The sequence below is a fragment of the Luteolibacter flavescens genome (assembly GCF_025950085.1).
Classification (GTDB): domain Bacteria; phylum Verrucomicrobiota; class Verrucomicrobiia; order Verrucomicrobiales; family Akkermansiaceae; genus Haloferula; species Haloferula flavescens.
On the sequence record NZ_JAPDDS010000004.1, the window covers coordinates 229,230 to 253,237 of the forward strand.

21 protein-coding genes are annotated in these 24,008 nt (G+C 65.4%); 7 read left to right on the forward strand and 14 right to left on the reverse strand.

The window, feature by feature from the left end:
• Window positions 1-531: 531 nt before the first annotated feature.
• Window positions 532-3,285 (reverse strand): phosphoenolpyruvate carboxylase, encoded by a 2,754-nt coding sequence (locus OKA04_RS08950; RefSeq protein WP_264500809.1) that lies wholly within the window; start codon window positions 3,283-3,285, stop codon window positions 532-534.
• A gap of 170 nt (window positions 3,286-3,455) precedes the next feature.
• On the opposite strand from OKA04_RS08950, the gene OKA04_RS08955 reads away from it, so the two are divergent.
• From OKA04_RS08955 to OKA04_RS08965, 3 genes are all read left to right on the forward strand, one after another.
• Window positions 3,456-4,883, forward strand: a complete 1,428-nt coding sequence (locus tag OKA04_RS08955) for a phospholipase D-like domain-containing protein (RefSeq protein ID WP_264500810.1) — start codon at window positions 3,456-3,458, stop codon at window positions 4,881-4,883.
• A 103-nt stretch (window positions 4,884-4,986) separates the two neighbouring features.
• A complete protein-coding gene (locus tag OKA04_RS08960; protein WP_264500811.1) occupies window positions 4,987-5,430 on the forward strand; it encodes a hypothetical protein in 444 nt (147 codons plus the stop codon).
• A 92-nt stretch (window positions 5,431-5,522) separates the two neighbouring features.
• A complete protein-coding gene (locus tag OKA04_RS08965) occupies window positions 5,523-6,233 on the forward strand; it encodes a PIN domain-containing protein (protein ID WP_264500812.1) in 711 nt (236 codons plus the stop codon).
• Window positions 6,234-6,699: 466 nt separating this feature from the next.
• On the opposite strand, the gene OKA04_RS08970 is transcribed toward OKA04_RS08965, so the two are convergent.
• Together OKA04_RS08970 and OKA04_RS08975 are read right to left on the reverse strand one after the other, a co-directional pair.
• Window positions 6,700-9,435 carry a helicase-related protein gene (locus OKA04_RS08970; protein ID WP_264500813.1) on the reverse strand — a complete coding sequence of 912 codons (2,736 nt, stop codon included), beginning with the start codon at window positions 9,433-9,435 and terminating at the stop codon, window positions 6,700-6,702.
• Between the two features lie 177 nt (window positions 9,436-9,612).
• Window positions 9,613-10,569 carry a thioredoxin family protein gene (locus OKA04_RS08975; RefSeq protein ID WP_264500814.1) on the reverse strand — a complete coding sequence of 319 codons (957 nt, stop codon included), beginning with the start codon at window positions 10,567-10,569 and terminating at the stop codon, window positions 9,613-9,615.
• Between the two features lie 365 nt (window positions 10,570-10,934).
• On the opposite strand from OKA04_RS08975, the gene OKA04_RS08980 reads away from it, so the two are divergent.
• Window positions 10,935-11,321, forward strand: coding sequence for a hypothetical protein (locus OKA04_RS08980; RefSeq protein WP_264500815.1), 387 nt, complete (start codon window positions 10,935-10,937; stop codon window positions 11,319-11,321).
• Between the two features lie 47 nt (window positions 11,322-11,368).
• Here the strand turns inward: OKA04_RS08980 and OKA04_RS08985 are convergent, their stop codons facing one another.
• Window positions 11,369-11,803: a hypothetical protein gene (locus OKA04_RS08985; protein WP_264500816.1), complete on the reverse strand. Its 435-nt coding sequence runs from the start codon at window positions 11,801-11,803 to the stop codon at window positions 11,369-11,371.
• Window positions 11,804-11,975: 172 nt separating this feature from the next.
• Between OKA04_RS08985 and OKA04_RS08990 the strand changes: the two genes are divergently transcribed.
• Window positions 11,976-12,764 (forward strand): EI24 domain-containing protein, encoded by a 789-nt coding sequence (locus OKA04_RS08990; RefSeq protein ID WP_264500817.1) that lies wholly within the window; start codon window positions 11,976-11,978, stop codon window positions 12,762-12,764.
• A gap of 98 nt (window positions 12,765-12,862) precedes the next feature.
• Here the strand turns inward: OKA04_RS08990 and OKA04_RS08995 are convergent, their stop codons facing one another.
• The gene (locus tag OKA04_RS08995) at window positions 12,863-13,660 is read right to left on the reverse strand and encodes a hypothetical protein (RefSeq protein WP_264500818.1); all 798 of its coding nucleotides are present in this window, start codon (window positions 13,658-13,660) and stop codon (window positions 12,863-12,865) included.
• Window positions 13,661-13,791: 131 nt separating this feature from the next.
• Here OKA04_RS08995 and OKA04_RS09000 point away from each other — a divergent pair, with 131 nt between their 5' ends.
• On the forward strand, window positions 13,792-14,256 hold the full coding sequence (locus tag OKA04_RS09000; RefSeq protein ID WP_264500819.1) for a hypothetical protein: 465 nt from the start codon (window positions 13,792-13,794) through the stop codon (window positions 14,254-14,256).
• Between the two features lie 55 nt (window positions 14,257-14,311).
• Here OKA04_RS09000 and OKA04_RS09005 read toward each other — a convergent pair whose 3' ends face one another.
• The 5 genes from OKA04_RS09005 to OKA04_RS09025 form a co-directional block, all read right to left on the reverse strand.
• Window positions 14,312-15,898: a DmsC/YnfH family molybdoenzyme membrane anchor subunit gene (locus OKA04_RS09005; protein WP_264500820.1), complete on the reverse strand. Its 1,587-nt coding sequence runs from the start codon at window positions 15,896-15,898 to the stop codon at window positions 14,312-14,314.
• 27 nt (window positions 15,899-15,925) lie between these two features.
• Window positions 15,926-17,677, reverse strand: coding sequence for a NirA family protein (locus OKA04_RS09010; protein WP_264500821.1), 1,752 nt, complete (start codon window positions 17,675-17,677; stop codon window positions 15,926-15,928).
• A gap of 137 nt (window positions 17,678-17,814) precedes the next feature.
• The gene (locus tag OKA04_RS09015; protein ID WP_264500822.1) at window positions 17,815-18,423 is read right to left on the reverse strand and encodes an RNA polymerase sigma factor; all 609 of its coding nucleotides are present in this window, start codon (window positions 18,421-18,423) and stop codon (window positions 17,815-17,817) included.
• Complete coding sequence (locus OKA04_RS09020) at window positions 18,420-18,911, reverse strand: Spy/CpxP family protein refolding chaperone (RefSeq protein ID WP_264500823.1); 492 nt, start codon at window positions 18,909-18,911, stop codon at window positions 18,420-18,422. The genes OKA04_RS09015 and OKA04_RS09020 overlap by 4 nt, the downstream gene beginning before the upstream one ends.
• Complete coding sequence (locus OKA04_RS09025) at window positions 18,908-19,213, reverse strand: hypothetical protein (protein ID WP_264500824.1); 306 nt, start codon at window positions 19,211-19,213, stop codon at window positions 18,908-18,910. Before OKA04_RS09025 ends, OKA04_RS09020 begins: the two co-directional genes overlap by 4 nt.
• A 101-nt stretch (window positions 19,214-19,314) precedes the next feature.
• Between OKA04_RS09025 and OKA04_RS09030 the strand changes: the two genes are divergently transcribed.
• The gene (locus OKA04_RS09030) at window positions 19,315-19,875 is read left to right on the forward strand and encodes a hypothetical protein (protein ID WP_264500825.1); all 561 of its coding nucleotides are present in this window, start codon (window positions 19,315-19,317) and stop codon (window positions 19,873-19,875) included.
• A gap of 218 nt (window positions 19,876-20,093) precedes the next feature.
• Here the strand turns inward: OKA04_RS09030 and rplI are convergent, their stop codons facing one another.
• The 4 genes from rplI to OKA04_RS09050 all read right to left on the reverse strand — a co-directional run bounded on the left by rplI (window position 20,094) and on the right by OKA04_RS09050 (window position 23,925).
• Window positions 20,094-20,567 (reverse strand): 50S ribosomal protein L9, encoded by a 474-nt coding sequence (gene rplI / locus OKA04_RS09035; protein ID WP_264500826.1) that lies wholly within the window; start codon window positions 20,565-20,567, stop codon window positions 20,094-20,096.
• Window positions 20,568-21,106: 539 nt separating this feature from the next.
• Window positions 21,107-22,528: an Asp-tRNA(Asn)/Glu-tRNA(Gln) amidotransferase subunit GatA gene (gene gatA, locus OKA04_RS09040; RefSeq protein ID WP_264500827.1), complete on the reverse strand. Its 1,422-nt coding sequence runs from the start codon at window positions 22,526-22,528 to the stop codon at window positions 21,107-21,109.
• A gap of 50 nt (window positions 22,529-22,578) precedes the next feature.
• On the reverse strand, window positions 22,579-22,872 hold the full coding sequence (gatC, locus tag OKA04_RS09045) for an Asp-tRNA(Asn)/Glu-tRNA(Gln) amidotransferase subunit GatC (RefSeq protein ID WP_264500828.1): 294 nt from the start codon (window positions 22,870-22,872) through the stop codon (window positions 22,579-22,581).
• Window positions 22,873-23,124: 252 nt separating this feature from the next.
• Window positions 23,125-23,925, reverse strand: a complete 801-nt coding sequence (locus OKA04_RS09050; RefSeq protein WP_264500829.1) for a PEP-CTERM sorting domain-containing protein — start codon at window positions 23,923-23,925, stop codon at window positions 23,125-23,127.
• Between the last annotated feature and the right edge of the window lie 83 nt (window positions 23,926-24,008).

A 24,008-nucleotide genomic window follows, 5' to 3' on the forward strand; every position in this document is an offset into this window, starting at 1 on the left:
GCCGGGCGGCTAATGCCGTGTGGGTAGGCTGAGCATGCGGGAAGCGGGGGGGAAGACAGTGTGCCGGGTGATCAGTGACCAGTGATCGGTGGAAAGGCAGGCGGGTCGGTGGAGCGAGCGGTGACGAGTTGGAGGGGCGCGCGGGAGTGCTGTCGGTTCAGTTGGAGTCGCTCGTGGGATCGGGGCGGCTTGGGTCGAATGTCTTTTATAACAAGGATGTCGTCGCGCTGAACGAATCCGGCGGTCGCGGACTGTGGCGGACAGATCGCGCGGGACCGCGTAGCGGTCAAGGAGGGTAGCCGTGGGTTTCAACCCACGGACCCCGGGGCGTGGTCCGCATGGTGTCACGTCGTGACACAGGAACCGGCCCGGTGCGGATCGGCATCCGGAGGGCGGTCCGCCCGTGGGGTTCCGGTGTCGCTACGCGACACGTTGCGCACGCCGGTCCTCATCCGTGGGTTGAAACCCACGGCTACCGTCCTTCACCGCTACGCGGTGGTAGAGGGTCACGCGTCTGCGCGAAACCATCTTTCAGCCCGTCGTGCGGAGGCCGGAGGCAATGGCGTTGATGGAGAGCAGCATCTTCGGGAACATCGCCTCGGCTTCGGCTTCCTTCTCGTCGGCCACAAGTCTGCGCCATTCGCGGAGGATGGCGATCTGCTGGCGGTGCAGCGTTTTCAGCGGGGCCTCGCGGATGGCGAGGGTCTTCGCCATGCGCGGGCGGCGGCCATTCAGGTGGCCGTCGTAGAGGCTCTCCAGGAGATCGCGCGTGCGGTGGAATTCCGCGACGATGATGTCCATGAATCTCGCCCGCAGCGCCGGGTCCTCCACCAGCGAGGCATACTCGTTCATCAGGTCGAGGTTCGCGGAGGCGAGGTTCGTTTCCACGTTCGTGAAGACGTAGCCGAGGAAGGTGGACTTCTTCAGCGCGTCCTTCAGCGCCTGGAATTCACCGGGCGTGGTGGTTTGCAGCGCCTCCAGCGCGGAGCCGACGCCGAACCATCCGGGCAGGTAAAAGCGCGCCTGGGTCCATGAGAAGACCCACGGGATCGCGCGGAGGTCGGCGATCGAGTGGCCCTTCTTGCCGGTGCGGCGTGCGGGGCGGGAGCCGATGCGGGAGTTCTCCAGCGCATCGATCGGCGTGGCTTGGCGGTAGAAGTCGATGAAGCCGTCCGTGCGGAGTAGCGCCTGGTAGGCCTGCTGGCTCTTCTCCGCGAGGAAGGGCAGGAAGGGCTCGGCGGGGTCCGCCTTTGGCTCGGTGTGGCGGTGCGTCGCGGTGGTGATGGCGGCACCGGCAAGCAGCAGTTCCAGGTTGTAGGTGGCGTTGGCGAGGTTCGCGTATTTCTGGGCGATCGTCTCGCCCTGCTCCGTCATGCGGAATTCCCCGCTCATCGCGCCGTGTGGGAGCGAGGCCATGAACCAATGCGTGGGACCCGCGCCGCGGGAAATCGTGCCGCCGCGGCCGTGGAAGAAGCAGAGCTTCACGCCGTGCTCGTTGCCGGTCACGGTCAGTGCCTCCTGCCCGCGGTGGAGCGCCCATTGCGCGGCGAGGATGCCGCAGTCCTTGTTCGAGTCGGAGTAGCCGAGCATCACCTGCTGGCTGGGCTTGCCGGTGCCGGCGCGCATCGCATTCGTGCGCCGGGTGATGGGGTGATCGAGGAAGGGGCCGAGGATGCCGGGCGAGCGGTCGAGATCGTCCATCGTCTCGAAGAGCGGCACCACCTCCAGCGCGCACCACGAGCCCTCGGCATCGTGCTCCATCAGGCCGGCCTCGCGGGCCAGCAGGAAGACGCCGAGCAGGTCGGAAAGCTGGCGCGTCATCGAGACGATCAGCGCGCCGAGGCCCGCATCGCCCCACTCCGCGCGGTGCTTCACCAGCACTCGGTAGCAATCGAGCACCAGATCCGCCTCGCCGCCGATGCGGGCGGTGTCGTGGAGGAAGGGGCGCGGGGACTTCAGCTCCTCCATGAGGAAGGCGAGGCGCTTCTCCTCCGGCCACGAGGCGTAGCTGTCGCCCTCGGGAATGCTGGCCGCGGAAAGCAGCAGCGAGATCGCCTTGTCGTGGAATTCGGAATTCTGCCGCACGTCCAGCAGCGCGAGGTGGAAGCCGAAGATATCCAGCTTTTGCCGCAGCGGGCGGATGAGCTGTTCATCGATGAGCGCGCAGCCGGTGCCGCGGATGCCGGTGGCCAGCAGCTCCAGGTCGGCGTCGAGTTCCTTCGGCGTCCTGTAGCCGTCCTTCCCGTCGATCTGGCGCTGCAGGCGGGCTGCGATCAGGCCGCCGAGGTGGCGCCACGGCTCCTCGTGGTGGCGGTCGTGCAGGTCGTTTGCCACGTCCTCGTCGCCGAGGGAGAAGGTGATCTCGTCGATGCGGCGCTCGAGCGCGTCCGGGATCTCATTGAGCTGGCGGGAGAGGGTGAGCTGCCCGGCGGTCTGCTCGACCTCGCGCTTGATGAGCTGGAAGGCGGCGCGGCGCATCATTTCCAGCGCCTTGCCCGTCACGTCCGGCGTCACGAGCGGGTGGCCGTCGCGGTCGCCACCGATCCACGAGCCAAAGGACAGGCGCGGGATGTTCCCGGCGGCGCGCAGCATCTCCAGCGGGAAGCCGGCGTCGCGCCACGCCTCGGTGAAGTGCATGTCGAGGCGGTTCAGCGCGGCGGGGAAAAGGTCGCGGAGGTAGTGGATGGCATCCCGCAGCTCGCGGAAGATGTCCGGGCGGACGAGGTGGATTTCTCCCGTGCGCCACAGCGTCTCCAGTGCGGTCACGATGCGCTCGCGGATGCGGTTCCGCTCGCGGTCCGTGTACTTCGGGTATTCGTTGCGGACGAGCTCCTCGTAGAGCGCGCGGTGGCGCTCGCGGACGGAGGCGCGCTTCGCCTCGGTCGGGTGGGCGGTCAGTACGGGCTGCACGTCCACCTCGGCCAGCACTTCCAGGATTTCCTTCGGCCCCAGGCCGAGCGACGTCATGTCGCGCAGCGCGCGGGGCCAGAGGCCGCGGATGGAGCCGGCGCCGAGCACCTTTTCGCGTTCGCGGCGGATCGCGGCGGCCACGCGTTCTTCCACCATGTTCAGTAGCTGGAAGCCGATCGAGTAGAGCTGCTGGGTGCCCTCCGGCGGGTGGCTGTCCGGCACGGTGCCGGACCACGGCAGGTAGGGGAGCAGGGCTTCCTCGCCCATGCTTTTCAGGGCATCCCCCAGACAGCCGATCAGGAAGGCGAGGGTGTCATCGATCAATTCGAAGCCTTCAAGGCGGAGCTGTTCGCGGGTCGGCTGGGGTTCAGTCATCGGCGCGGCCAGTGAAGCAGCACGGATGCCGGGGCGTGAAGCCGAATGAGTGGCAGGGGCGTCACTCCTTGGATTTGTGGGAAAAAGAACGCCGGGCAATGACACGAAAGCCCGCCTTGCAAGACGGCTGTCCCCGGCTTGATTGGTGGATGCTGTCATTCTCCCGGCGGGTGCCCCGGCTGCTCCTGCCCCTCTCCCCGCTGCTTTTCTCCGCCTGCGCCTCGCTGCACTCGAATGCCGACCGCTCCACGGACCGTCGTCCGGCGGCCAGCGACCCTGTCACGGGGAATACCCAACTGGTGGTGAGTGCCTTCCGCGCGACCACCCTGGCCGCGGTGCGCCAGCCCTACACCACCGTGCGCACCGGTCTCGCCGTCTTCTGGCACCGGCCAAAGGAGATCGTGAGCGGGAATATCCCCGTCCGCCTGGAGCTGACCCCGCCGCCGACCGAGGTGCCGGGAACGCCTGAATTCGAGGCGCTGCTCGACCGCTCGGGGCTGCCGGAGACGGAGACCGGGCGGCTGACGTGGCTGGTGGACGGGCCGGGATTTTTCCCGGAATTCGACCGCCAACTCGAGGCCGCCCAGCACCGGGTGGACATGCAGTTCTTCATCTACGACAACGATGACATCGCGGTGAAGTACTCCGACCGCCTGAAGGCAAAGGCGGAAAAGGTGCCGGTGCGCATCCTCTTCGACGATCTCGGCAGCACCTTCGCCCACACCGCGGCACCCGAGACGCCCGCACCGCCGGGATTTGTCCCGCCGCCGGACATCGCCGCGTATTTGAAAAAGGACTCGGAGCTGGAGGTGCGCCGCACGCTGAATCCGTGGCTGGTGTGCGACCACACGAAGCTGCTCGTCTTCGACCACCGCGTCGCCTTCATGGGCGGCATGAACATGGGCCGCGAGTACTACTCGGAGTGGCACGACCTGATGGTGAAGGTGGAGGGCCCGATCGTGGGGACGCTCCAGCGGGAATTCAGCCGGGCGTGGCGGAAGGCGGGACCGTGGGGCGACCTGGCGATGTTTCAGAAGCCGCGGTTCTTCCGGGAGCCGAAGCCGGTGGCGGACGGAGTGCCGCTGCGCCTGCTGCGCACGGATGCCGCGGCCGGGCAGGAGCACGTGCTGAAGGCGACACTGCTGGGCATCCGTGCCGCGAAGAAGCGCATCTGGATCGAGAATCCCTACTTCGCCCACGATGACATCGCCATCGCTTTGGAGGCGGCGGCCCGCCGTGGCGTGGACGTGCGCGTCATCTTGCCCGCGCGAGGCGACTCGACCATCATGGACGTGGGGAATCTCGGCACCGCCCGCGGTCTCATCGCGGCGGGGGCGCGGGTCTATCGCTACCCGAAGATGACCCACATGAAGGTGATGATCTGCGACGGCTGGGCACAGATCGGCTCGGCGAATCTCGACATCCTCAGCATGAGGATCAACCGCGAGCTGAACATCGCCTTCTCCGACCCCGCCACGCTGCGGGAGCTGGAGCGCAAGGTCTTCCTGCCGGACTTCCGCGCCTCGGAAAGGATCCGCTACGAGGAGACCACCATCCCCATCGCGCCAATCGCGGAGGCGGTGGCGGACCAGCTCTAACAGGTGCGGGAAGCCCATCTGGGTGTGCAGGGCGAGATATGGTTTTCCTGAGGGAACGAAGGTAGTGGTGACATTTCCGGTTCATCGGTTAGAGCACTGCGTCATGAACAGGATACCCATATATGCGAGCCAGCTGATGGCGGGGCTCGTGCCGGCTCGGTTTGACAAATGGAAGCTCGCACGATGGAAGGTGGGAGACGGCGAGGTCGTGGAGGGTCCGGTGATCATTGCCGAACTGCAGTGCGACTTTGCTGTCGTGCGGCATGAGGTGTTCTACAGCGGGCGGCTCCATCATCGGATTGCCGAGGGGGAGTCGTTCATGGTTTACCAACCTATTGCATCCATCAGCTGCTCCGATGAGGAATATGCGGCTTATCTCCAGGCAGAGAACGCGCGCCATATTCGCGTCTACATCGAGCCGGATGAGCTCCGGGAAGTGGAGGAGTTCAAGTCCGAGGAGACCAACGAAGCTTTCGTGACCCGCATTTTCCGAGCCGGCCTGAAGCAACTCAGGAAGAATCGTGAATCCGCGGAGGACCCGCTTTGAAATCCGTCAACGCGCGAGGAGGCGGCGATGGTTGAAAGATCGAAGCTACTTGTGGCGTCAGAGGCGACTTGCTGTTAGACTGAAGCTTCCCCATGCATTCCGACCCCGCCAGCTCCCCGGTGAACCACTTCTTCGTGGATTTTGAAAATGTGAAGGAGAAGGACCTGCCCGTGCTCGGGCGGGAGGACCACATCGTGTACCTCTTCCTCGGTCCCCTGCACAAGAAGCTGGACGTGGGCATGGTGGAGCGGTTGTTGCAGAACTCGCAGGCGGTGAAGATGATCCGCAGCCCGAGGCCGGGGAAGAATGCCCTGGACTTCGTGCTGGCGTATCACTTGGGTCAGGCGGTGCAGACCGATCCGCGTGGCATCTTCCACCTGATCTCCCGCGACGAGGGATTCGACTCGCTGGTGGACCTGCTGAAAGGCCGGGGCGTGCGGGTGAAGCGCCATGATAGCTGGGCCGCACTGGAGAGTCCAAAGCCCGCGGAGAATGGGAATCATGCCGCCTCGCGGACAGGCGATCTGAACGGCGGCCCGGCGACGAACGGCTCCGGCCGGGTGCCGGAGAGCGATGAGGAAGCGGAGGCGTCCGCCATTTCCTACGGCGCGGAGAAATTCCTGCGGAACCTGAAGAAGTCCGCGAAGAACCGCCCGAAAAAGAAGTCCACGCTGGTGAGCCACGCCAAGAGCATGCTCGATAAGGACGCGGGCGAGGAGGAGGCGGAGAAGGTGGTGGAGGAGTTGCTGAAAGCCGGCAGCCTGAAATTCGACAGCAAGGGCGAGGTGACTTACTTGCTGTAGTTGCGCGCCTGCGTCACCTCACTTTCGTGCTTGGACCCGCGCCGCGGCGTGGGAGGATGGCACATGCTCCGTGCGATCCTGATTGGTCTGGCGATTTTGCCCCTTGCTTCCTGTGTCCGGACGGTGGAACCCACCGCGGAGGAGCGCTTGCAGATCGACGCGGGTAGGGAGCTTGAGAAGATGGAGTGAAGGCTGCATCGGCAGCCATGGAGCTGCCCGGATACATCACCCGCCAAGTGCATCGTCCCGGCATCGTGGTCCGCATCGCTCAGCGTGCGGTGCGCCGGTGGGGAAGTCATCAATGAAGTCCGCATTCCCTCTCGTCCTCCAAGAGCCGAAGTTAAAGCCCTCCGCCATATGGCTTCGCCGCACGCGGAGCGATGCGGACCACTATGGCACCGGGTCTCTATCAGCTTCGCGGGTGGCTTCGGGCCGGTCTAATGACCGGCGCTCCGAGTGTCTGATCTCACACGGCCGGGGCCTTCCAGACGAGGCGCACGGCATCGACGCGGACGCGGGCGTTCGTGATGGCGGTGGCGAGTTCCACCTCGCGGGCGACGAGTGCGGCGACTTCCTCGGGGCGCACGTGGTCGTTCGCGGCGGCGAGGTCCTTCAGGCGGTTGATCTCGCTGTCGAGCTGGGTACGCATGGCCTGCATGGCGCGGTCGATGACGGCGCGGCTGGCCTCGGTGCCCAGCTCGCGGACGCGGTCGAGCATGGCGGGCAGCACCTTGCGCTTCACGGCTTCATTCCGCAGCAGGGCGGCCGGGTCGCCGCGGCGCAGCTTCGCCGAGGCGAGCGAGGCATCCGCGGTCTGGTCGCCGCCGGCGTGGTCCACGGCGATGCGCAGCGGCACGGGCGGCAGGAAGCGCTCCGCGTGCAGGTGGGCGGGGGCGACGCACTCGACGACCACCCATGCCTCCAGCAGCATGCGCTTCTCGGACGGCGACTCCCAGATGCCAAAGGTGGCATTCCCCGCCTCCGAGCCGAGCAGCAGATCGAGAGCCGCGCGGGTCATCGGGTGATCCCACGTGAGGAAGGCCTCCTGCTCGCGCTCCAGCGCGCGCTGGCGATCCAGCGTCACGGTGATGCCTTCATTCGGCAGCGCGGGGAAGGCGTCCGATTTCAGGTTCCCCGGCAGCAGGAAGTAGCGGCGGCGGCCCAGCTCCTCGATGTGCAGGCCGCAGTGCTCGAAGAGACGGAGCAGGAATTCCTCGAACTCCGCATCGTCATCCCACGCCTTGATGGCGGCCACGGCCTGCGCGGCTTCCTCGGGACGATGCGAGCATTTCTCTAACAGACGGTCCTGCCCGCGGGCGAGGCGTTCGGAGATCCGCTCGCGGCATGCCTGGGTCTCCGCCAGCAGGCCTTTCAGCTTGCGTGAGTTTCCGAGGGCGGCTTCGAGGGAGTCTGCGAGTTCCCGCTGGATCTCCGCGGCACCGTGCGGGCTGGCGCGGAAGGCATCCAAGCCCTCGTCCATCCAGCGCACGCGCGTCTCCTCCTCCGTGCCCTTCAGGTAGGGGACGTGAATGTTGATCGTGCCTTTTTGCCCGATGCGGTCGAGTCGTCCGATGCGCTGCTCCAGCAGGTCGAGATTCTCCGGCAGGTCGAAGAGTACGAGGTGGCGGGCGAATTGGAAATTGCGGCCCTCGCTGCCGATCTCCGAGCAGGCGAGCACGCGCGCGCCATCCTCATCGGCGAAGAAGGCGGCATTCCGGTCTCGCTGGATGAGCGTGAGGTCCTCGTGGAAAAGCGCGGCGACCGAGCCGGTGGCATCGCGCAGGGACTCCACGATCTGCTCCGCAAGCTCGCGCGTGCGTGCGATGACGAGCACCTTTTCCTCGGCGGGAAGCTTTTTCAGCAAGCTGCCGAGCCACTTGATCTTCGTGGCGACCTCGTCCTCGCCCTTCAGCGGGGCGAGCAGCGGCAGGCGCTCCGGGAAGCCGCCGAGGCGGGCCCGGGTATTCCGGAACATGACGCGGCCGATGCCGCAGCTATCGAGCAGGTCGCGGGTCAGCCGTTCGCGTGCGCCGGGCTTGTCCAGCATGAAGTCGGCGGCGGCCTTCATCAGGCGCGGGCGACCCTTCGTCAGCGCGCCGAGGCGGTCGCTGCCCTTGCCGCCCCCGGCGAGCGATTCCACCACGTCCGCGACTTCCTCGTAGTGGCGCGTCTCCTCGCGATAGCGGGCGAGATCTCCGTAGCGGCCGGGATCGAGGAGCTGCAGGCGGGCGAAGTGGCCTTCCGGGCCGAGCTGTTGCGGCGTGGCGGTCAGCAGCAGCAGGCCTGCCGTCTCCGCGGCCAAAGTACGGACCACCTCGTAGTTCGCCCCGGCTTCCTCCGGCGACCACTCCAGGTGGTGCGCCTCATCGACCACGAGCACGTCCCAGCCCGCCTCGCGTGCCTGGGCGGCGCGGGCCTCGTCCTCGGCGAGGAAGTCGAGCGGCGCGAGCACGAGCTGGCTGTCCAGGAAGGGATTGCACTCCGGATCACCCTCCTCGATGGCGATGCAGCGCTCCTCATCGAAGAGGTCGAAAGTGAGATTGAAGCGGCGCAGCAGCTCCACGAACCACTGGTGGACCAGCGGCTCCGGCACCAGAATGAGCACGCGGGACGCGCGGCCGGTGAGCAGCAGGCGGTGGACGATGAGGCAGGCCTCGATGGTCTTGCCGAGGCCGACTTCATCGGCGAGCAGCACGCGCGGCTGCAGGCGGCCCGACACCTCGTCGGCGATGAAGAGCTGGTGCGGGATGAGATCCACGCGGGCGCCCGCCAGGCCGCGGGCCGGGGAGCGGCGCATCTCGGCGCGGCGGCGCAGTGCCTCGCCGCGCAGGTCGAAGTCACCGGGGTCATCCAGCTTCCCGCCGAAGAGCCTTTCCTCCGGCTTGCTGAAGCACATGGAGTCCGCGAGCTGGGCCTCCGTCACCTCGCCATCCGCGGTCTGGTAGATGCGCAGGCCGCTCTCCTCGCGCACCTGGTCCACCACCGTCTCCACGCCCTCGTGGGTCGTGATTTTGTCACCCGGCTGGAATTTCACGCGGCGCAGCGGCGCGGTGTCCACGGCGTAGCAGCGCTGCTCCCCGGCGGCGGGGAAGACGATCTCCACGCGGCCGTGGGAGCCATCGAGGATGATGCCGAGGCCGAGCTCCGGTTCGCTATCGCTGACCCAGCGCTGGCCGCGCTTCCATGTGGTGGTGACTGGCATTCGTGGGGAAAAGGGGCGCGCACCCTACGCACGACGCCCGACTCCGCAAGCACCGGGAGCGGGAAGTTCGGAATTCACGGAGGCTCATCCGCAGACCGGTGCTCCCGCAGAAAGGAAAAAGCCGCCCGGGCGGACCCGGGCGGCTGGGAAATGTCGGTGAGGACAGGTGGATGCGGCTTATTCGCCCGCGTCTTCCTTGCCTTCTTCTTTCGGAGCGGCGGCAGCCTTGGCCTTGGCGGCTTCGACGTTCTTCTTGAAGTTTTCGAGTTGGCCGACCATCGCGCTATCGGGAGCGATCGCCTTGGCCTCGTCGGCGGTCTTGATCGCCTCGTCGAACTTGCCGGTCATCGCGTAGATCTGTGCCTTGATGCCGACGATCTGCTGCTTCTGCTCGCCCTCGAACTCACCCTCGGACTTCTCGACGAAGGCCAGTGCTTCGTCGTGGTTCTTGGATTCGTTGAGCTTCTTGCCGAATTCAGCGAACTTCTGCTTCATGGCCAGCTTCTTGGCGTAGCCGGTCTCGTCCTTCGGGTCGGCAGTCTTGATCTGCTCCACCACGTCGCCGTAGAAGGCACCAACGGTCTCGTCCTCGAGCTCCATGGCATCGAGGGCGGCCACGAGGGCCTTTGCCTTGGCGGTGCCTTCAGCCTTGCCGGCATCGGCGAAGGCCTTGTCGCGGGTCTCCTTCTTCGCGCGGAGTTCGTCGAGGTGGGCGACGTACTTCTCCGGGCCGCCGGCCTGGTAGCCGGTCTTCGCGAAGGGCTTGCCCTCGGCGTCGCAGAGCAGGATGGTCGGGAAGCCTTGGATGCCGTACTTGCCCTGCAGCTCCTCGTTCTGCTTCTGGGTCTCTTCGGAAAGCTTGGACTTGTCCTCCGGGTAATCGAGCTCCACGAGGACGAATTTGTCCTTCACGCCGGTCTTGAAGGCGTCGTGCTTGAAGACCTCGTCATTCAGCTTGATGCACCAGCCGCACCAGTCCGAGCCGGTGAAGTCCATGAGCAGGTCCTTCTTCTCGCTGTCGGCCTGTTTCTTGGCCGCGGCGAAGTCGTGGGTCCATCCCTCGCCGCCAGCGAAGGCGGAGGTGACGGCGAAGGTGGCGGCACAGGCGGCCGCGAGGATGTGTCTGGTATTCATTATGGTATCGGGACGGATTGCCCTCGTCTGAGACGAGCCGAGAGCGTTGCAGGTGACGCCCTTTTTCCAACTATTTCTCGGAGGCGTTATAAAATATTCCTGTGACGAAAGCGGTCTATTCCGGGTGGAAAACTCAGGATTCCCGGCGGGCGGAACAACGTGCGTGTCCGGGCAGTCCGCCAGCGGAATTTTCAACGGGCGGCAATACCTTGAACCGATGAACCGCATGGAAAATCGGTCGTAGATCATCATGGCATCGCCCGGGCGATCGAGATGAGGATGTGAACATGATCGAGTGTCTGCCACGCGGGATTTGTTCGTGGGACTATGAGTTGCGCGGCTCAGCTCATCACGCTCGCACCGAGATGCGTTGGTATAGTGAGCGAGGAGGACTGTGGGTGGATGGCGAATCCTTCACGGTGTGCAAGGGCGGGGCATGGAGCGGCCATTGGCGTCTGGAAGGGGCGGAGGGAGTGCTATTCACCGCGCAGAAGATATCCGCTTTCCGAAGAAGCTTCGAGATCAGCGGTCATGGGGTGAAGGCCACGCTGTGTGCCGAGTCGGCCTTTGGCCGGGCGATGAGGCTGGAAGGCGGAGGGATGAACGTGCTGATCCGGCCCGTGCATCCCTTCACCCGCCGTGCGGAAATCCATGGGGAGGTGCGCGACTTCCGGCTGGTAGCCTTTGCCTTCTGGCTGACGGCCCTGATCTGGCGGCGCGCGGCGTCTTCGAATAACGGTGCGGGCTCCTGAACGCGCATCAGGCAACGGGGGATATGGCGCGACTGCCCGTCACCCATTCAAGCGCCGTATCCGATGATGAAGGAAACGAGATTCCCGACCGCGGAGATCACCAGCGCTTGCTTTGGCGTGAGGGGCTTCTCGGAAAACCGCCGGGTGATGGCGACCATCCCTCCGGCCTCCACCAGCCAGATCAGGAGCTCGATGAGCAGCACCAGCCCGGTGATGGGATAGAGCATGCGGATGAAGACGGTGTAGCTGAGCGCATTCAGCACGGCGAAGGCGAGGACCACCTGCGGGCGCTGTGCGCCACGGCAGATCAGGATGGCGGCCGTGGATGTCACGACGACTTCTGCGGCCAGCGCGAAGACCACCGCCGCGATCCCGATGCCATTGGCGAGGCCTGAGGTGGGATCGAGCGAGACGGGGTTCGCCAAAAGAGTACCGGTCAGCAGGAAGGGCAGGGCACACAGGGCGATCCGGAGTCGAGGCATCGGGGCAGGGGAGGGTAAGGGAATGTCTCATGCGAGCGTGCCCGCCACTGCCAGACAAGTGCGGATTTACCGGGGTGACGTCAGATCGCGCGTGCACCGACCGGGTCGAGAATCCGGGCGCTTTTATACTTCTACCGATCCTGCCCGCGATTGAAGGATAGGAGGAGCAACGATGGAACTTCCTCCCCCCGGTCCTACCCGTGCCCCGGCGCTTGGCTTCGGCCATGGCGTGCGGGCGGTGCCGCAGGCGCTCGGCATCATCCGGCGGCGGCCGGGGGTGCTGCTGTGGATGGTGCCGCCCTTCCTGATCACGCTGCTGCTGGACGTGCTGGTCTTCTGGTTCGCCTTTGGCTGGATGCAGGAGCGCATCGGCGGGTGGCTGCCGTCGTGGGCACAGGCCGGCTGGGTGATCACCGGCGCGCAGGCCTTTGCGGCCATCGGGCTGCTCTTCGTGCTGGGGTGGACCTTTGCGTGGAGCTTCCTGCTGCTTTCCAGCCCCTTCCAGGACTACATCTCCGCCGCGGTGGAAAAGGACCGCGGGAACTACGTGCCAGATCCCGAGGGCATCCGCGGCTTCCTGAAATCCACCTCTCTCGGCGCCTTCCAGGCCCTCGTGCTGATGGTGCTCACCCTGCCGGTGATGCTTCTCGGCATCATCCCGGTCTTCGGCACCATCATCGTCTTCGCTTGGAGCGCCTTTGTCATGGGCTTCTCCTTCTTCACCATCCCCGCCGGGCGCACCGCCCGGCGCCTCTCCGACCGCGTCGCCCTCGTCCGCCAACACCTCCCGGCCATGCTCGGCCTCGGTGCCCTCGTCGCCGCCGCCGCCCTCGTCCCGCTGCTGAATGTCCTCTGCCTGCCCGTCTTCATCGTCGCCGGGACGCTGCTCTATCTGGAAGGAGAAGGCGTGGTCCCGGAAGACAGGCCGACCCCCGATGGCGAGGCGAATGCCGATGGGTGAGGTGACGCTGTTAACCACTAGGTCGTAGGTTCGATCCCTACCGCCGGAGCCAATCAGGAGATTTTATCCCACTCTCGCAACTGGGCACGGGATTGAGTTCATTCCGAGGGTTCCGATTGATGACGAGGATCGCCATGACCCGGTTCGGGCCCGGAAGGAGCGGCGGGTCGTTCAGCATCGCCATGTCCGCCTCCGTTTTGTTCCGGACGATCGCCGAGGTAATGGACTGCTCCATGTTGCGATAGCCCGAACAGTGCCTTTTTGCCCCAGCCCGAATACAAGGCTATCACAATCAGCTTCTCGGTCTTCGCTTCGCCAATGGGTTCGGTGAAGGTCGTGCCGAGGATGAAGGGTACGCCCACCTCTGTCGCGAAAACCACCTTCGACCTCCACCTGCCAGTGTTGCTCCTTGAGAGAAGATAGGCTTTCCCTTCAGTGATGCTGAGATGCGCCAGACCACCCGCCACAAGGTAAGTGTCTCCCTCGAATCTCTCCAGGTGCGTCACATGGGCATCGACGACCTTGGTCCACCGCTTTGCCCCGTGCTGTGAAAAAAAGAGAGCGCCACCGAACTCCCCGGCGTCAAACGAGGCGAGAAATCCTCCATCGATGCGCCAGATCTTGTCAGGGGTTTCGAAAGCTTGATTGAATGTCGTCGGTGCTGCCACATCAGGCCAGTCTTCCTGAGGCACGAGTGGTGGACTCCATCCCTCGGGCGGCTTCACCTTCAGTCCGAGATCGGTCATCAATTCTCCTTTGAGTGGCTTCGGCTCATCGACGTAATGACTGACGGAAGAATCCGATCCTGCGTCCGGCGCAGGATCGGCAACTCCCGTGATCGTTGCGAAATTCGCAATCGCAAGCGAGTAGATCAGGCCGTGCATTTGATTCTTCATTTTGGAGCGAAAGATTTTTACTCGAGCGGGTAAGGATCTAGCCAACTCGATCGGGAGATGCCAGAGATTCCTATCTGTCGTTTTCAAGCCGACTTGAAGGATGGCTTCTGAAACACTGACGTGTCACGATCATGAAACGCACAACCGCGAACCGTTTTCTTTTCGCCGGGGTGGCCTTGTCGCTGGTGTCTCTCTTGTATTGCGGTTCGGCACTCAGGCCGTTTCTCATTTCGCCCATCTTGGTAATCGAGGCGAACGTGCCTCGCGATGCATTCCCATTGGCTGGCAGCGTCTATATGGATTACGGGATGGGAAAGAGGTTGAAGTTTGATCTGGATGCCTATGTCGATATGCTCAAGGAACCGTCCAGGCACAAGGTTCGGAATGTCGTGGTCCGATATCCCATGGATGATGCTGTCCTCGTCCAAGATTTGAACAAGGATTACGAGATTATGCTTTTGAATTTGGAGGATCCACCCGAACGCCTCTGGCGCATAAGCAGTGGCGGCTCCCTGCATGCGACTTGGTTTAGGGGGAAGCTGATCAGTCTGCAGAATGGCGGGGGGGAATCGGATACCCGCTCCGGGGACAAATGACGGTCTTGGCGGCAGACGTCGGCACTATGCCGGGTTGCATGCTTCATGCGGCTTCCTAATGATGCCGACGTGGCCCGAAGTTTCCGGGCATCTTCGGGGCGTGGACGCTTTGGAAGAAGAGTTGACGTTCGAGGAGTTCCGCGATCAGAAGCAGAGGCAGCGACAGCCATGGCTGGATCAACGCGACGGCGACGGCGGTGATCGCGAGGATCATGCGGCCTTCGTAGATCCGGCCGAGCGGGCCGCGCTGGAGTCTCGCGGTGTGGAGGTCGGGCGACCACGGGGCATTGCGGTCATTGGCGAGATGGGCGATGCGGGCTTCGGGGATGATTTTCGCGATCACGGCGAGGGCGAAGAGCATCATGGCGAGCGGCGACGGGGACGCTAGCGCATGACCGAGGGCGGCGAAGGAGGCCACGGTGCCGAAGAAGCGTGCGGCGGTGAGCGGGAAGCGCCACGAAGTACGACGGGTATCGTGGTAAATCATCACGCTGGTGAAGACGGCGAGCAGGCCGAGGGGCGGAGCCGAGAGCGCGGCGATGCGGGCGGTAAGATCCTTGTAAGGAAAATCGGGCGCAAAGGGCAGCGCGGCGATGACCATGGGGACAGGCGCGAACATGGAGAAAGCCAGGATCTCCCGGGACAGCCACGAAGTGCGCAGGCCGAGGAAGAACCGCCACGCCTTCAGCGGCTGGCCGAGGTGGAGCAGCGAGGCCCCCATGCCTGCGAAGAAGAGCACGTTTCCCAGGATGGCGGTGGCGGTGTTTCCCATGCCAATGCCACCGAGCAGCATGCCGACGCCTGCCTGCGTGAGCATGAGCATCAGGACAAGCGGCCAGTGCGCGTGCTCCGGCACCAGCGCCTCGCGATCGGCGGCGATGGCGCCCTGCGGCACCTCGCGCCCGACATAGCGGGTGGTAGGCCGGGTGATCGTGGGGTCCGGCGCGCCGGGGAGGAAATCCTGCGGGATGGCACTCGCGCCGGTCCTTACCTTCACGATGCGGATGGCCTCGGTCGGGCAGGACTGCACGCACGCGGGAGCTTCTCCCTCCGCGAGGCGCTGGTGGCACATGTCGCACTTGCGGACGATGCCGCGCTTCGCCGAGTACTTCGGCACGTCGAAGGGGCACTTGAGGATGCAGTAGGAGCAGCCGATGCACTGGTCATCCAGATGACGGACGATGCCGGTGTCGCGGTCCTTTTCATACGCGCCGACCGGGCAGCCATTCATGCAGCCGGGGTCCTCGCAGTGGTGGCAGGCGGTGGTGACGGTCTGCTGCCAGCCGGGCGTCGCGCTGCCGCCATGGATCATGCCGACATCGCGCCATGCTTCCTCGTCATCCAGTCCATTGAGCGAGTGGCATGCGGAGACGCAGGCCTTGCAGCCGGTGCAGCGGTCGAGCGCGACCTCGAAGGCATACTGCTCGCCCTCGCGGGGCTTCGTCAGCGGGATCAGCGTGCGATAGTGCTCGGCCAGGTCCGGCGCGGCATCGTGGTAGTCGGAGTAGCGGGCGATGGGGGTTTGCAGCGTCTTCTGCTCCGCGATGAGCTGGTCGATCAGCGTGCGGACCTCCGTGGACGGGTGCGGGTCCGCCTTCCGGGAGGCGGGGATCGCGGGCAGGCGCTGGAGGGTGCCGGGCACGGGGCGGGGGCTGGGATGAGATTGAAATTAGGCTGCGGCGCGGAGGGAGACGAGGCCCTGCAGCTCCGCAATGGATAGCCGGCGGGTGAAGGCGGCGAAGGATTCATCACCCTCGCGCCGGGCGAGGTAGGCGCAGAGCAGTTGCTCGATGAGGGCATTCATCTCGTCCGCCTTCACCGACTTCCACACCTCGCGGGCGATGGCCTGCTGGTCATCACACCCGCCGCCGAGGACGACGTGGTAGCCATCCACGGTGGTGCCGTCGGCGGCCTTCACGCGCGTGCCCATCAGGCCGATGTCGCCGATGTAGTGCTGCGCGCAGGAATGGTGGCAGCCGGTGAGGTGGATATTCACCGGCCGGTCGAGGATCATGCGGGAAGCCAAATGCGCGCCGAGCGCGACGGCGTGGCCCTTCGTATCGGCGGCGGCATACTTGCACCCGCGGCTGCCGGTGCAGGCGATGAGCCCGCCGGTGAGGTTGTGATTCCGGTGGTCGAGGCCCGTCGCCTGGATCGCGGTGAGCGCGGCCTGCAGGTCCTCCTCCGCGACGCCGGGGATGATGAGATTTTGCCACACCGTCAGGCGGATCTCCCCGCGGCCGAAGTGATCCGCGACATCGGCCAGCGCGAGCATCTGCGACACGGTCATGCGGCCGACCGGCGTGCAGATGCCGATGTAGTGCTTGCCGTCCTTTTGCGGGTGGATGCCGAGGTAGCCTTGCTTGTCCTTTGGCGCGGGCGGCTCGCAGGACTCCAGCGGGAGATGGCGGAGGGGAAAGGCGAGCTTCTCCTGCGTCGCGGCCAGCGTCCTCGGGATGCCCCAGTCGTCCACGAGGTACTTCAGGCGGGCCCGCTTGCGATTCGTGCGGTCGCCATGCTCGATGAAGACGCGGATGAGGGCAGCGGCCACGGGAATGGTCTCCGCCGGGGTGAGCAGCACGCCACAGTCGGTGGCGAATTGCTGATGGCCGGTGATGCCGCAGAGCTGCATGCGGAAGTAGATGCCGGGCGCGATGCCCTCGACATTTGCCCCCACCTTCACGGCATAGAAGCCGATGTCATTCGTATCCGCGCAGACGGAGACGCAGCCGCCGGAGTCATAGGAAATGTTGAATTTCCGCGGCAGGCCGTAGAGGTCGCGGTTCTTCAGGATGTAGTGATGCATCGCGCGGGCGTAGGGCATCACGTCGATGAGTTCCGCGGGGTCGAATCCGGTGGTGGGCGTGGCGGTGATGTTGCGGATATTGTCCGCGCCGGAGCCCTGCGAGGTCAGGCCGAGGTCGGCGAGCTTCATGAGGACGGCGGGGCAATTCTCCGGCATCAGCTCGCGCACCTGCACGTTCGCCCGCGTGGTGAGATCCACGTGCCCCGGCCCCCAGTCCTGCGCGATCTCGGCGATGCCGCGGAATTGATACGTGCTCAGCGCTCCCCCCGCGACGCGGCAGCGGAGCATGATGCTCTCCTGCGCGGGCGAGACGAAGAAGAGCCCGTGGAACTTGTAGCGGAAGACATCGCCGTCCTGCGGGAAGTCACCGGTGGCGGCATTGGCGAGGATGCTGTCGTAGCAGTCGAGCCCGTGCTTCTCGTGCTTGATGCGCTCCTCCTTGCAGAGGTCGTCGAGCGGCGTGCCGTGGACGGCCTGCGCGGGCTCGTGGGTGAAGCGGCGCGCCTCATCCTGCCCCAGGAAGGGCAGCTCGCGTCCCTGCAGGATGCCGGAGACGAAGCCGGAGAGGTAGGAGGATTGTTCGGTGGTGAAGCCGGATTCGCTGGGGCTGGGCATGACCATGGCAGTAGTCCTTTCTGCCATGGGGAAGAGCATCCGGCGTGCGGGGACGACCGGATGCACGCGGACCGGCGATGAATTCACCGGGGGCTCATCGATGAATCCGGCTCACATCGGGCCGGCTGCTGTCTCGGTCAGGGTGTGCGGTCCCACCAGACAGCGAGTGCCTGGCGGGCGCGGTAGAGGCGGCCCTCGATGGCGCGCGGGGAGCACTTCAGGATGGCGGCGCACTCGGCGTGCTCCAGGCCCTCGAGGCAGGAGAGGACGAGCACTTCACGGAATTTCTGCGGCAGGGTGGCGAGCCCGCGGTCGAGCTTCGCGAGGTCGGCATCGCGCATCGCCGCCTCATCGGGCGCGGCGCGGTGGCAGGGCAGCTCCGGCGCGAGGTCGTGCAGGGCAAGGTGGGGCCGGGTCCTCGCGGTGGGGCGCTTGCGGTCGCGGCAGAGATTCAGCGCGATCTGGAAGAGCCAGGTGCTCAGCCGGGCGCGGGGCTTGTAGCGGGCGATGGCCCCGTGGGCTCGGATGAAGGTGTCCTGGCAGGCCTCGCGTGCGTCGCCCGCGTCGCCGAGGTAGTGGTGGCAAAAGTGATAGACGCGCTGCTGGTGGCGCTCCACGAGCGCGCGGAAGGCCTGCGTGCATCCGCCCTGCGCGGCGTGGACCAGCGCGAGCTCCGCGGCCTCGTCAGGCGTCTCCACCGCGGGCATCGGCAGTGAGATGGGGAAATCCGCAGCGGAGCCATTCATTTCGCGAGAATGCTGTCGTGGGTCCACTGCAGGAGCTTCCCGGACTGCTCGGGGTCCAGGTGCTCCTTCATCGCGAAGAAGTGGTCGAGCGTGGCGCGTTGCAGGCGGGCCTGGGCGTCATTCAGGCGATGCAGTGCGGCGTCGATTTCCGGCGCGGCGGACTTCCCCGTGCGGACGGCCGTGGCGAGGTCGCGACCGGCGGCGGCGATCTCTTCCTCCAGCCGCTGCTTCTCGACCTCGTAGGCGTGCTCGATGGGCTCCAGCGTGGCGTGCTGCTCATCGGTCAGGCCGAGATTGTCGTGCATCCACTGGTGGAAGTCCGCTGCGGCATCATGAGCCGCGTGTCCTTCCCCGTGGGCATGGGTATGGGCATGGGAATGCGCGGCCTGCCGTGGCACGGCGAGCGTGACCAGCCAGGCGGTGATGCCCGCGAGCGCGATGGTGGCCAGGGACCACGCGAGGCGTTGCTTGCCCGGGACCGGCGTCATCGCGTCGCGAAGAGGGACGGGCCGGAGAACATCGTCAGCGGCGGCGGGGCCGATGGCGAGGACGATGGAGCGGAGGTGTGAGCCCGCGGAGCAGGCGATCCCCCGAGGAAGCCGATGCCGCCCGCGACGAGCATCGCCATGGCGGCGAGCGCCACGAGGTCCCGTGGGCGGGGAAGCGCCACGGGCGCGGATTTCGCCGCGGCATGCAGGCGTGCCATCACCTCGTCCGCGAAGTTTGCGGGGAGTGGATCAGGGCGAGATCGCCGCGCCTGTGCGAGTGCTTCCTGTGCGGAAACGGGCATGCCCGGCAGGCTGACAGGATCACGGCGCGGGGCGAGATGAAATGAATCGCGGCTTCTCAGATGAGGATGGGTTTTTGTAGTTTCGCAAGGAGGTTCAGGAGATGCGTGAAGACGACCCATTGTCAGACGAGGCAGAGGAAGAAATCGGGACGCTCAGGCAGCGGGGTGAGGAAAGTGGCTGGGCTGAGTTGGACCGGGCTGCGCTTTTCCACGCCTTTGACAGGTGGCTTGCCCATCCGCGGTTGCTGGATCATGCCGACAAGAGCTTCCTGCGATTCCTCGTCCTGAATGAAATCACGTTTCTGATCTCGCACCCGTTGATAGGGGATCACGCGTGGGAATACATCCGGAATGCGGCGAGGCAGCTCGGGCCGGAGGATCCGCACGGGCTGCGCGATGCGTGGATCATCTCGACATTCGAGCTGGCGGCCGAGTCTCCCGAGGATCCGGATTTCCTGGAGAAGCTCTTCAGCCTCGCGGCGGACGAGGGGACGCGTTGGGCGGTCTTCGGTGCTTATAAAAATCTACCATGGCGGCTGAGGCTCCACGCGCACCGGTATTCGAAGGGCCTGATCACGGATGAGGATTGCGACCTGTGGCTGATCGAGCAGGGCCACGGGGAGGACGAGATATTGATGCAGAAGAGCGGGCCGGGGGAGTGATAGGAGAGGGCTCGTTCCTCATATCGCGTCCCTACAGGCCGCCTTGCCAGGCGTGGGAAATGGCGGGGCGGCGCTGCGCTTGCCCTGGGCTGAGGGATGGTGCCCCGTTGGGGCGTTGGATCTGGATGTCCGGTTCAGTTCAGTCACCCGGCAAAAGAAAAACGCGGCACCCTGCCGGGAGCCGCGTTTTTGGAAATCTGGTGCTTCTCGCAGCCGAATCAGCCTTCCTCTTCCTCTTCGCCGTTTGCTTCGACGTTGATGGTGAGGATGACGCTGACGTCCGGGTGGACGCGGACGACCACGTCGCTCTTGCCGGACTTCTTGATCGGCTTCTCGAGTTCGATCGCGTGGCGGTCGAGCTGGATGCCTGCGGCTTCGAGTTCCTTGTGGATGTCGAGCGAGGTGACGGAGCCGAAAGCCTTGCCACCCTGGCCGAGTTCGAGCGTGAACTTCGGACGGAGCTTGGCGATCTTGTTGCCGAGTTCCTTCGCTTCTTCGAGCTCGGTGGCTTCGCGCTGGGCGCGGGCGGCCTTGAGGTTCTCGACGTGGCGGAGGTTCGCGCGGGTCGCTTCGTAGGCCTTGCCCTGTGGGATCAGGAAGTTACGGGCGTAACCGGCACGGACCTTGACGACATCGGCCTCGGCACCGAGACCTTCGATTTTTTCTTTGAGAATGACTTGAGCGTTGGCCATGAGCGTCGCGGGTCGTTTGTTGGGGCGGCGGAGTTAGGCTCCCGGCCGCTTTCAGTCAAGGAAAGATTCGGTTTTGGGGTGAGCGGGGTTTTGAAATTTTACGCGGGAGGGGGATTTCGCGCGGGGTGGAAACCTGAGTTTTTAGCTCTGGATGGAGGTGGAAAGGGGCGATTTTTTGGGATTCGCGCTCTTGTGGTAGCCGCTTCGTAGCGGAAGCGCTGCGCGCTTCCGGCTGGGTGCGGGTGGAATGACGGGGCGGGCTGTCCACTTATGGAGCGTGCCGGCGATGGTCCGGGTGCGCGGCGTTTCCCGTGGTTCGCACGACCGTCCAAGCGAGCCGGTGGCACGCGTTCCCAGGGGGCGCCGACTTCTTCCCGGGGTGCGGTCCGCCCCCAGCCGGAACGACCTAGTCGTCCCGCTACCGCCTTCGTAGCGGATGCGCTGCGCGCTTCCGGCTGTACGGGGCGTGTTCGGGGAGCGCAGGCCTCTTCCCGGAGCGCGGCCCGCCCCCAGCCGGAACGACGAAGTCGTCCCGCTACTCAAATCTCCGCAGCCTTGGCGACGCGGAGGAGCGTGGACTCCGCCAGGTGCGGGGCGAGGATCTGGAGGCCCACGGGAAGCTGCGTGCCGGTATCCGAAGCCACCGTGCCCGCGGGGACGGAGATCGCGCAGAGGCCCGCCAGATTCGGCGCGAGGGTGAAGATGTCGGAGAGATACTCGTGCAGCGGATCGCCGGAGTTTTCACCGAGCTTCCGCGCCGGGGCAGGGGCCACGGGCGTGAGAATCGCGTCCATCTTCTGGAAGGCGTCCTCGAAGTCCCGGCGGATCAGCGTGCGGACCTTTTGCGCGCGGGTGTAGTAGGCGTCGTAGTAGCCGGAGGAGAGCACGTAGGTGCCGAGGATGATGCGGCGCTTCACCTCCGGGCCGAAGCCCTCCTCGCGGGAGCGCTGGTAGAGGTCCAGCAGGTCCTTGGGCGCGGCGGCGCGCTGGCCGTAGCGGATGCCGTCGAAGCGCGAGAGATTCGACGACGCCTCGGCCGGGGCGATGATGTAATACGTGGCCACGGCGTGCTCGGTGTGCGGCAGGGAAATCTCCACGATTTCCGCCCCGGCAGCCTCCAGGCGCTTCACGGCCTCCTCGACGCGGGCGCGGACCTCGGGGTCGATGCCCTCGCCGAAGTATTCCTTCGGGATGCCCAGCTTCATGCCGGCCACGCCCTTGTGCAGGTCGGCGGAGTAGTCCGGCACCGGCACATTCAGACAAGTGGAGTCGCGGTGGTCCGGACCGGCGATGGCCTGGAGCAGCAGCGCGGCGTCCTCCACGGACTTCGTCATCGGGCCGATCTGGTCGAGCGACGAGGCGAAGGCGACGAGCCCGTAGCGCGAGACGCGGCCGTAGGACGGCTTCAGCCCCACGATGCCGCAGTGCGAGGCGGGCTGGCGGATGGAGCCGCCGGTGTCCGAGCCGAGCGCGGCGATGGCCAGGTCCGCGGCGACGGCGGCGGCGGAGCCTCCGGACGAGCCACCCGGGATGCGGGTGGTGTCGCGGGGATTCCGCGTCACCATCAGCGCGGAGTTTTCCGTCGCCGAGCCCATGGCAAATTCATCCAGATTCGTGCGGCCGTAGAGCACCGCCCCGGCATCGCGCAGCAGGCCGGTGACGTGGGCGTCGTAGGGCGAGGTGTAGCCGGCGGAGAGGAATTTCGACCCGCAGGTGCAGGGCTGGCCGAGCACGTTGATATTGTCCTTCAGCGCGATGGGGATGCCGCCCAGCGGCTTCGACAGGTCCGCCGCGGCGGCCTGCGCGCGGGCATCGTCGAGATTCGTGGAAAGGTAGGCACCGATCTCCTCATTTCGGGCGGAGACGGAGGCGGCAAGCGCATCGACGATCTCGACGGCGGTGATGTCACCGGCGAGGAGCTGCTTGCGGAGGGACGAGATGGAGGCGGAAGCGAGGGACATGGGACAGACCCGGAGGGCGGAAGTCGGAAAGCTTTGGGGGCAGTGATCGTTCAGGCGTCGGCGATGACCTTTGGCACGCGGATCTGGCCCTGCGCCTGGTCCGGGGCATTCGCCAGCACGGCCTCGGTCGGGATGCTCTCGCGCGGCTCGTCCTCGCGCATCACGTCATAGACGGGTGCGGGGTAGGAGGTGGGCTCGATGCCGGTCACATCCAGCGCCGCGAGGGATTCCACGTGGCCCAGGATGGCCTCGAGCTGCCGTTGGAAAACGGCGCATTCCTCCTCATTCAATTCGAGCCGGGACAACCCGGCGACATAGCGGACATCAATGTGCTCCGTGGCCATCGCGGGCGGATTGGAGAGGAAAGCCCCGGCGGGGGGAAGGGGAAAGACGGGCAGCGATCCGCCGTTTCATCCGGGACCCGTGATCTGAGATTTGAGATTTGAGATTTGAGATTTGAGATTTGAGATTTGAGATTTGAGATTTGAGATCTGGCGGGTCGGAGACGAGGAGGGCGTGTGATCCGTCTGCCCGGAGGAGACAGACGGATCAGACACGCCACCCGGACCACTGGTGCCGGGTGAAAGGGGCGGGCCTTACCTGCGGCGGCGCCAGAGGCAGGCCAGACCCGCTGCCATGAGCAAGCTGGTGGAGGGCTCTGGGATGGTCTCGAGGGTGATGCCGTAGTTGCCGCTGCCATCGGGGCGGAAGCGGACGAACTCATCGGCACCCACCGGGATGTCGCCGGTGACATCATGCGAGTGCCAGCCCTGGAGATCGGTGCCCGGGAAGTCCGAGGTGGGAAGCCCGGCCTGGCTTCCGGCGATGTCCTCGAGGCCGATCACCACTTCCGGGACGAACTCATAGAAGGAAAGGTCGCCATAGCTGAAGACGATGTCCCCGGCGAGGAAGCTCTGGCCGGCGATGGAGGCAGCGCCCGAGAAAATGATGGCCTGGAAGGTGACGAGGTCGGTCTGGCCGGGCACCGTGAGAGCCTGCCAGGTGATGCCGTAGTAGCCGGAGCCGGTGTGTTCGATGACCTTGGTCGTGGCGCCGACGCCGAAGTCGAACCAAAGCGGGGCGATCCGGTCTCCGCCGGACTCTCCCAGGCGCATGGGGTCCATGAGCGGGGGCGCGCTGCCGAGGGAGATATAGCCATTGAGGCTGATCGTGGGGACCATGTCCGCGTATCCGAAGCCGAAAAGCGAGCCGGAGATCGTCTGCGACCCGTTGACCTGGGCGTCTTCATTGAGGTCCGGGGTGAAGGCCAGTTCGAGACCCGAGGCGGGGTCCAGCACGAGGGCGGCGGATGCCGGGGCCAGCGTGCCGCAGGCGATGGCTACGGCGGATGCGAATCGGACGAATCCGGGACAGTAGGTGCTTTTCGTGGTCTTCATGAGGGGCCACGGATGCATGTGCCGGTAGCTGGAGGCAATGGATTTTTAAGTAAAATTAACTGTTAGAACATATCATGTTCTGG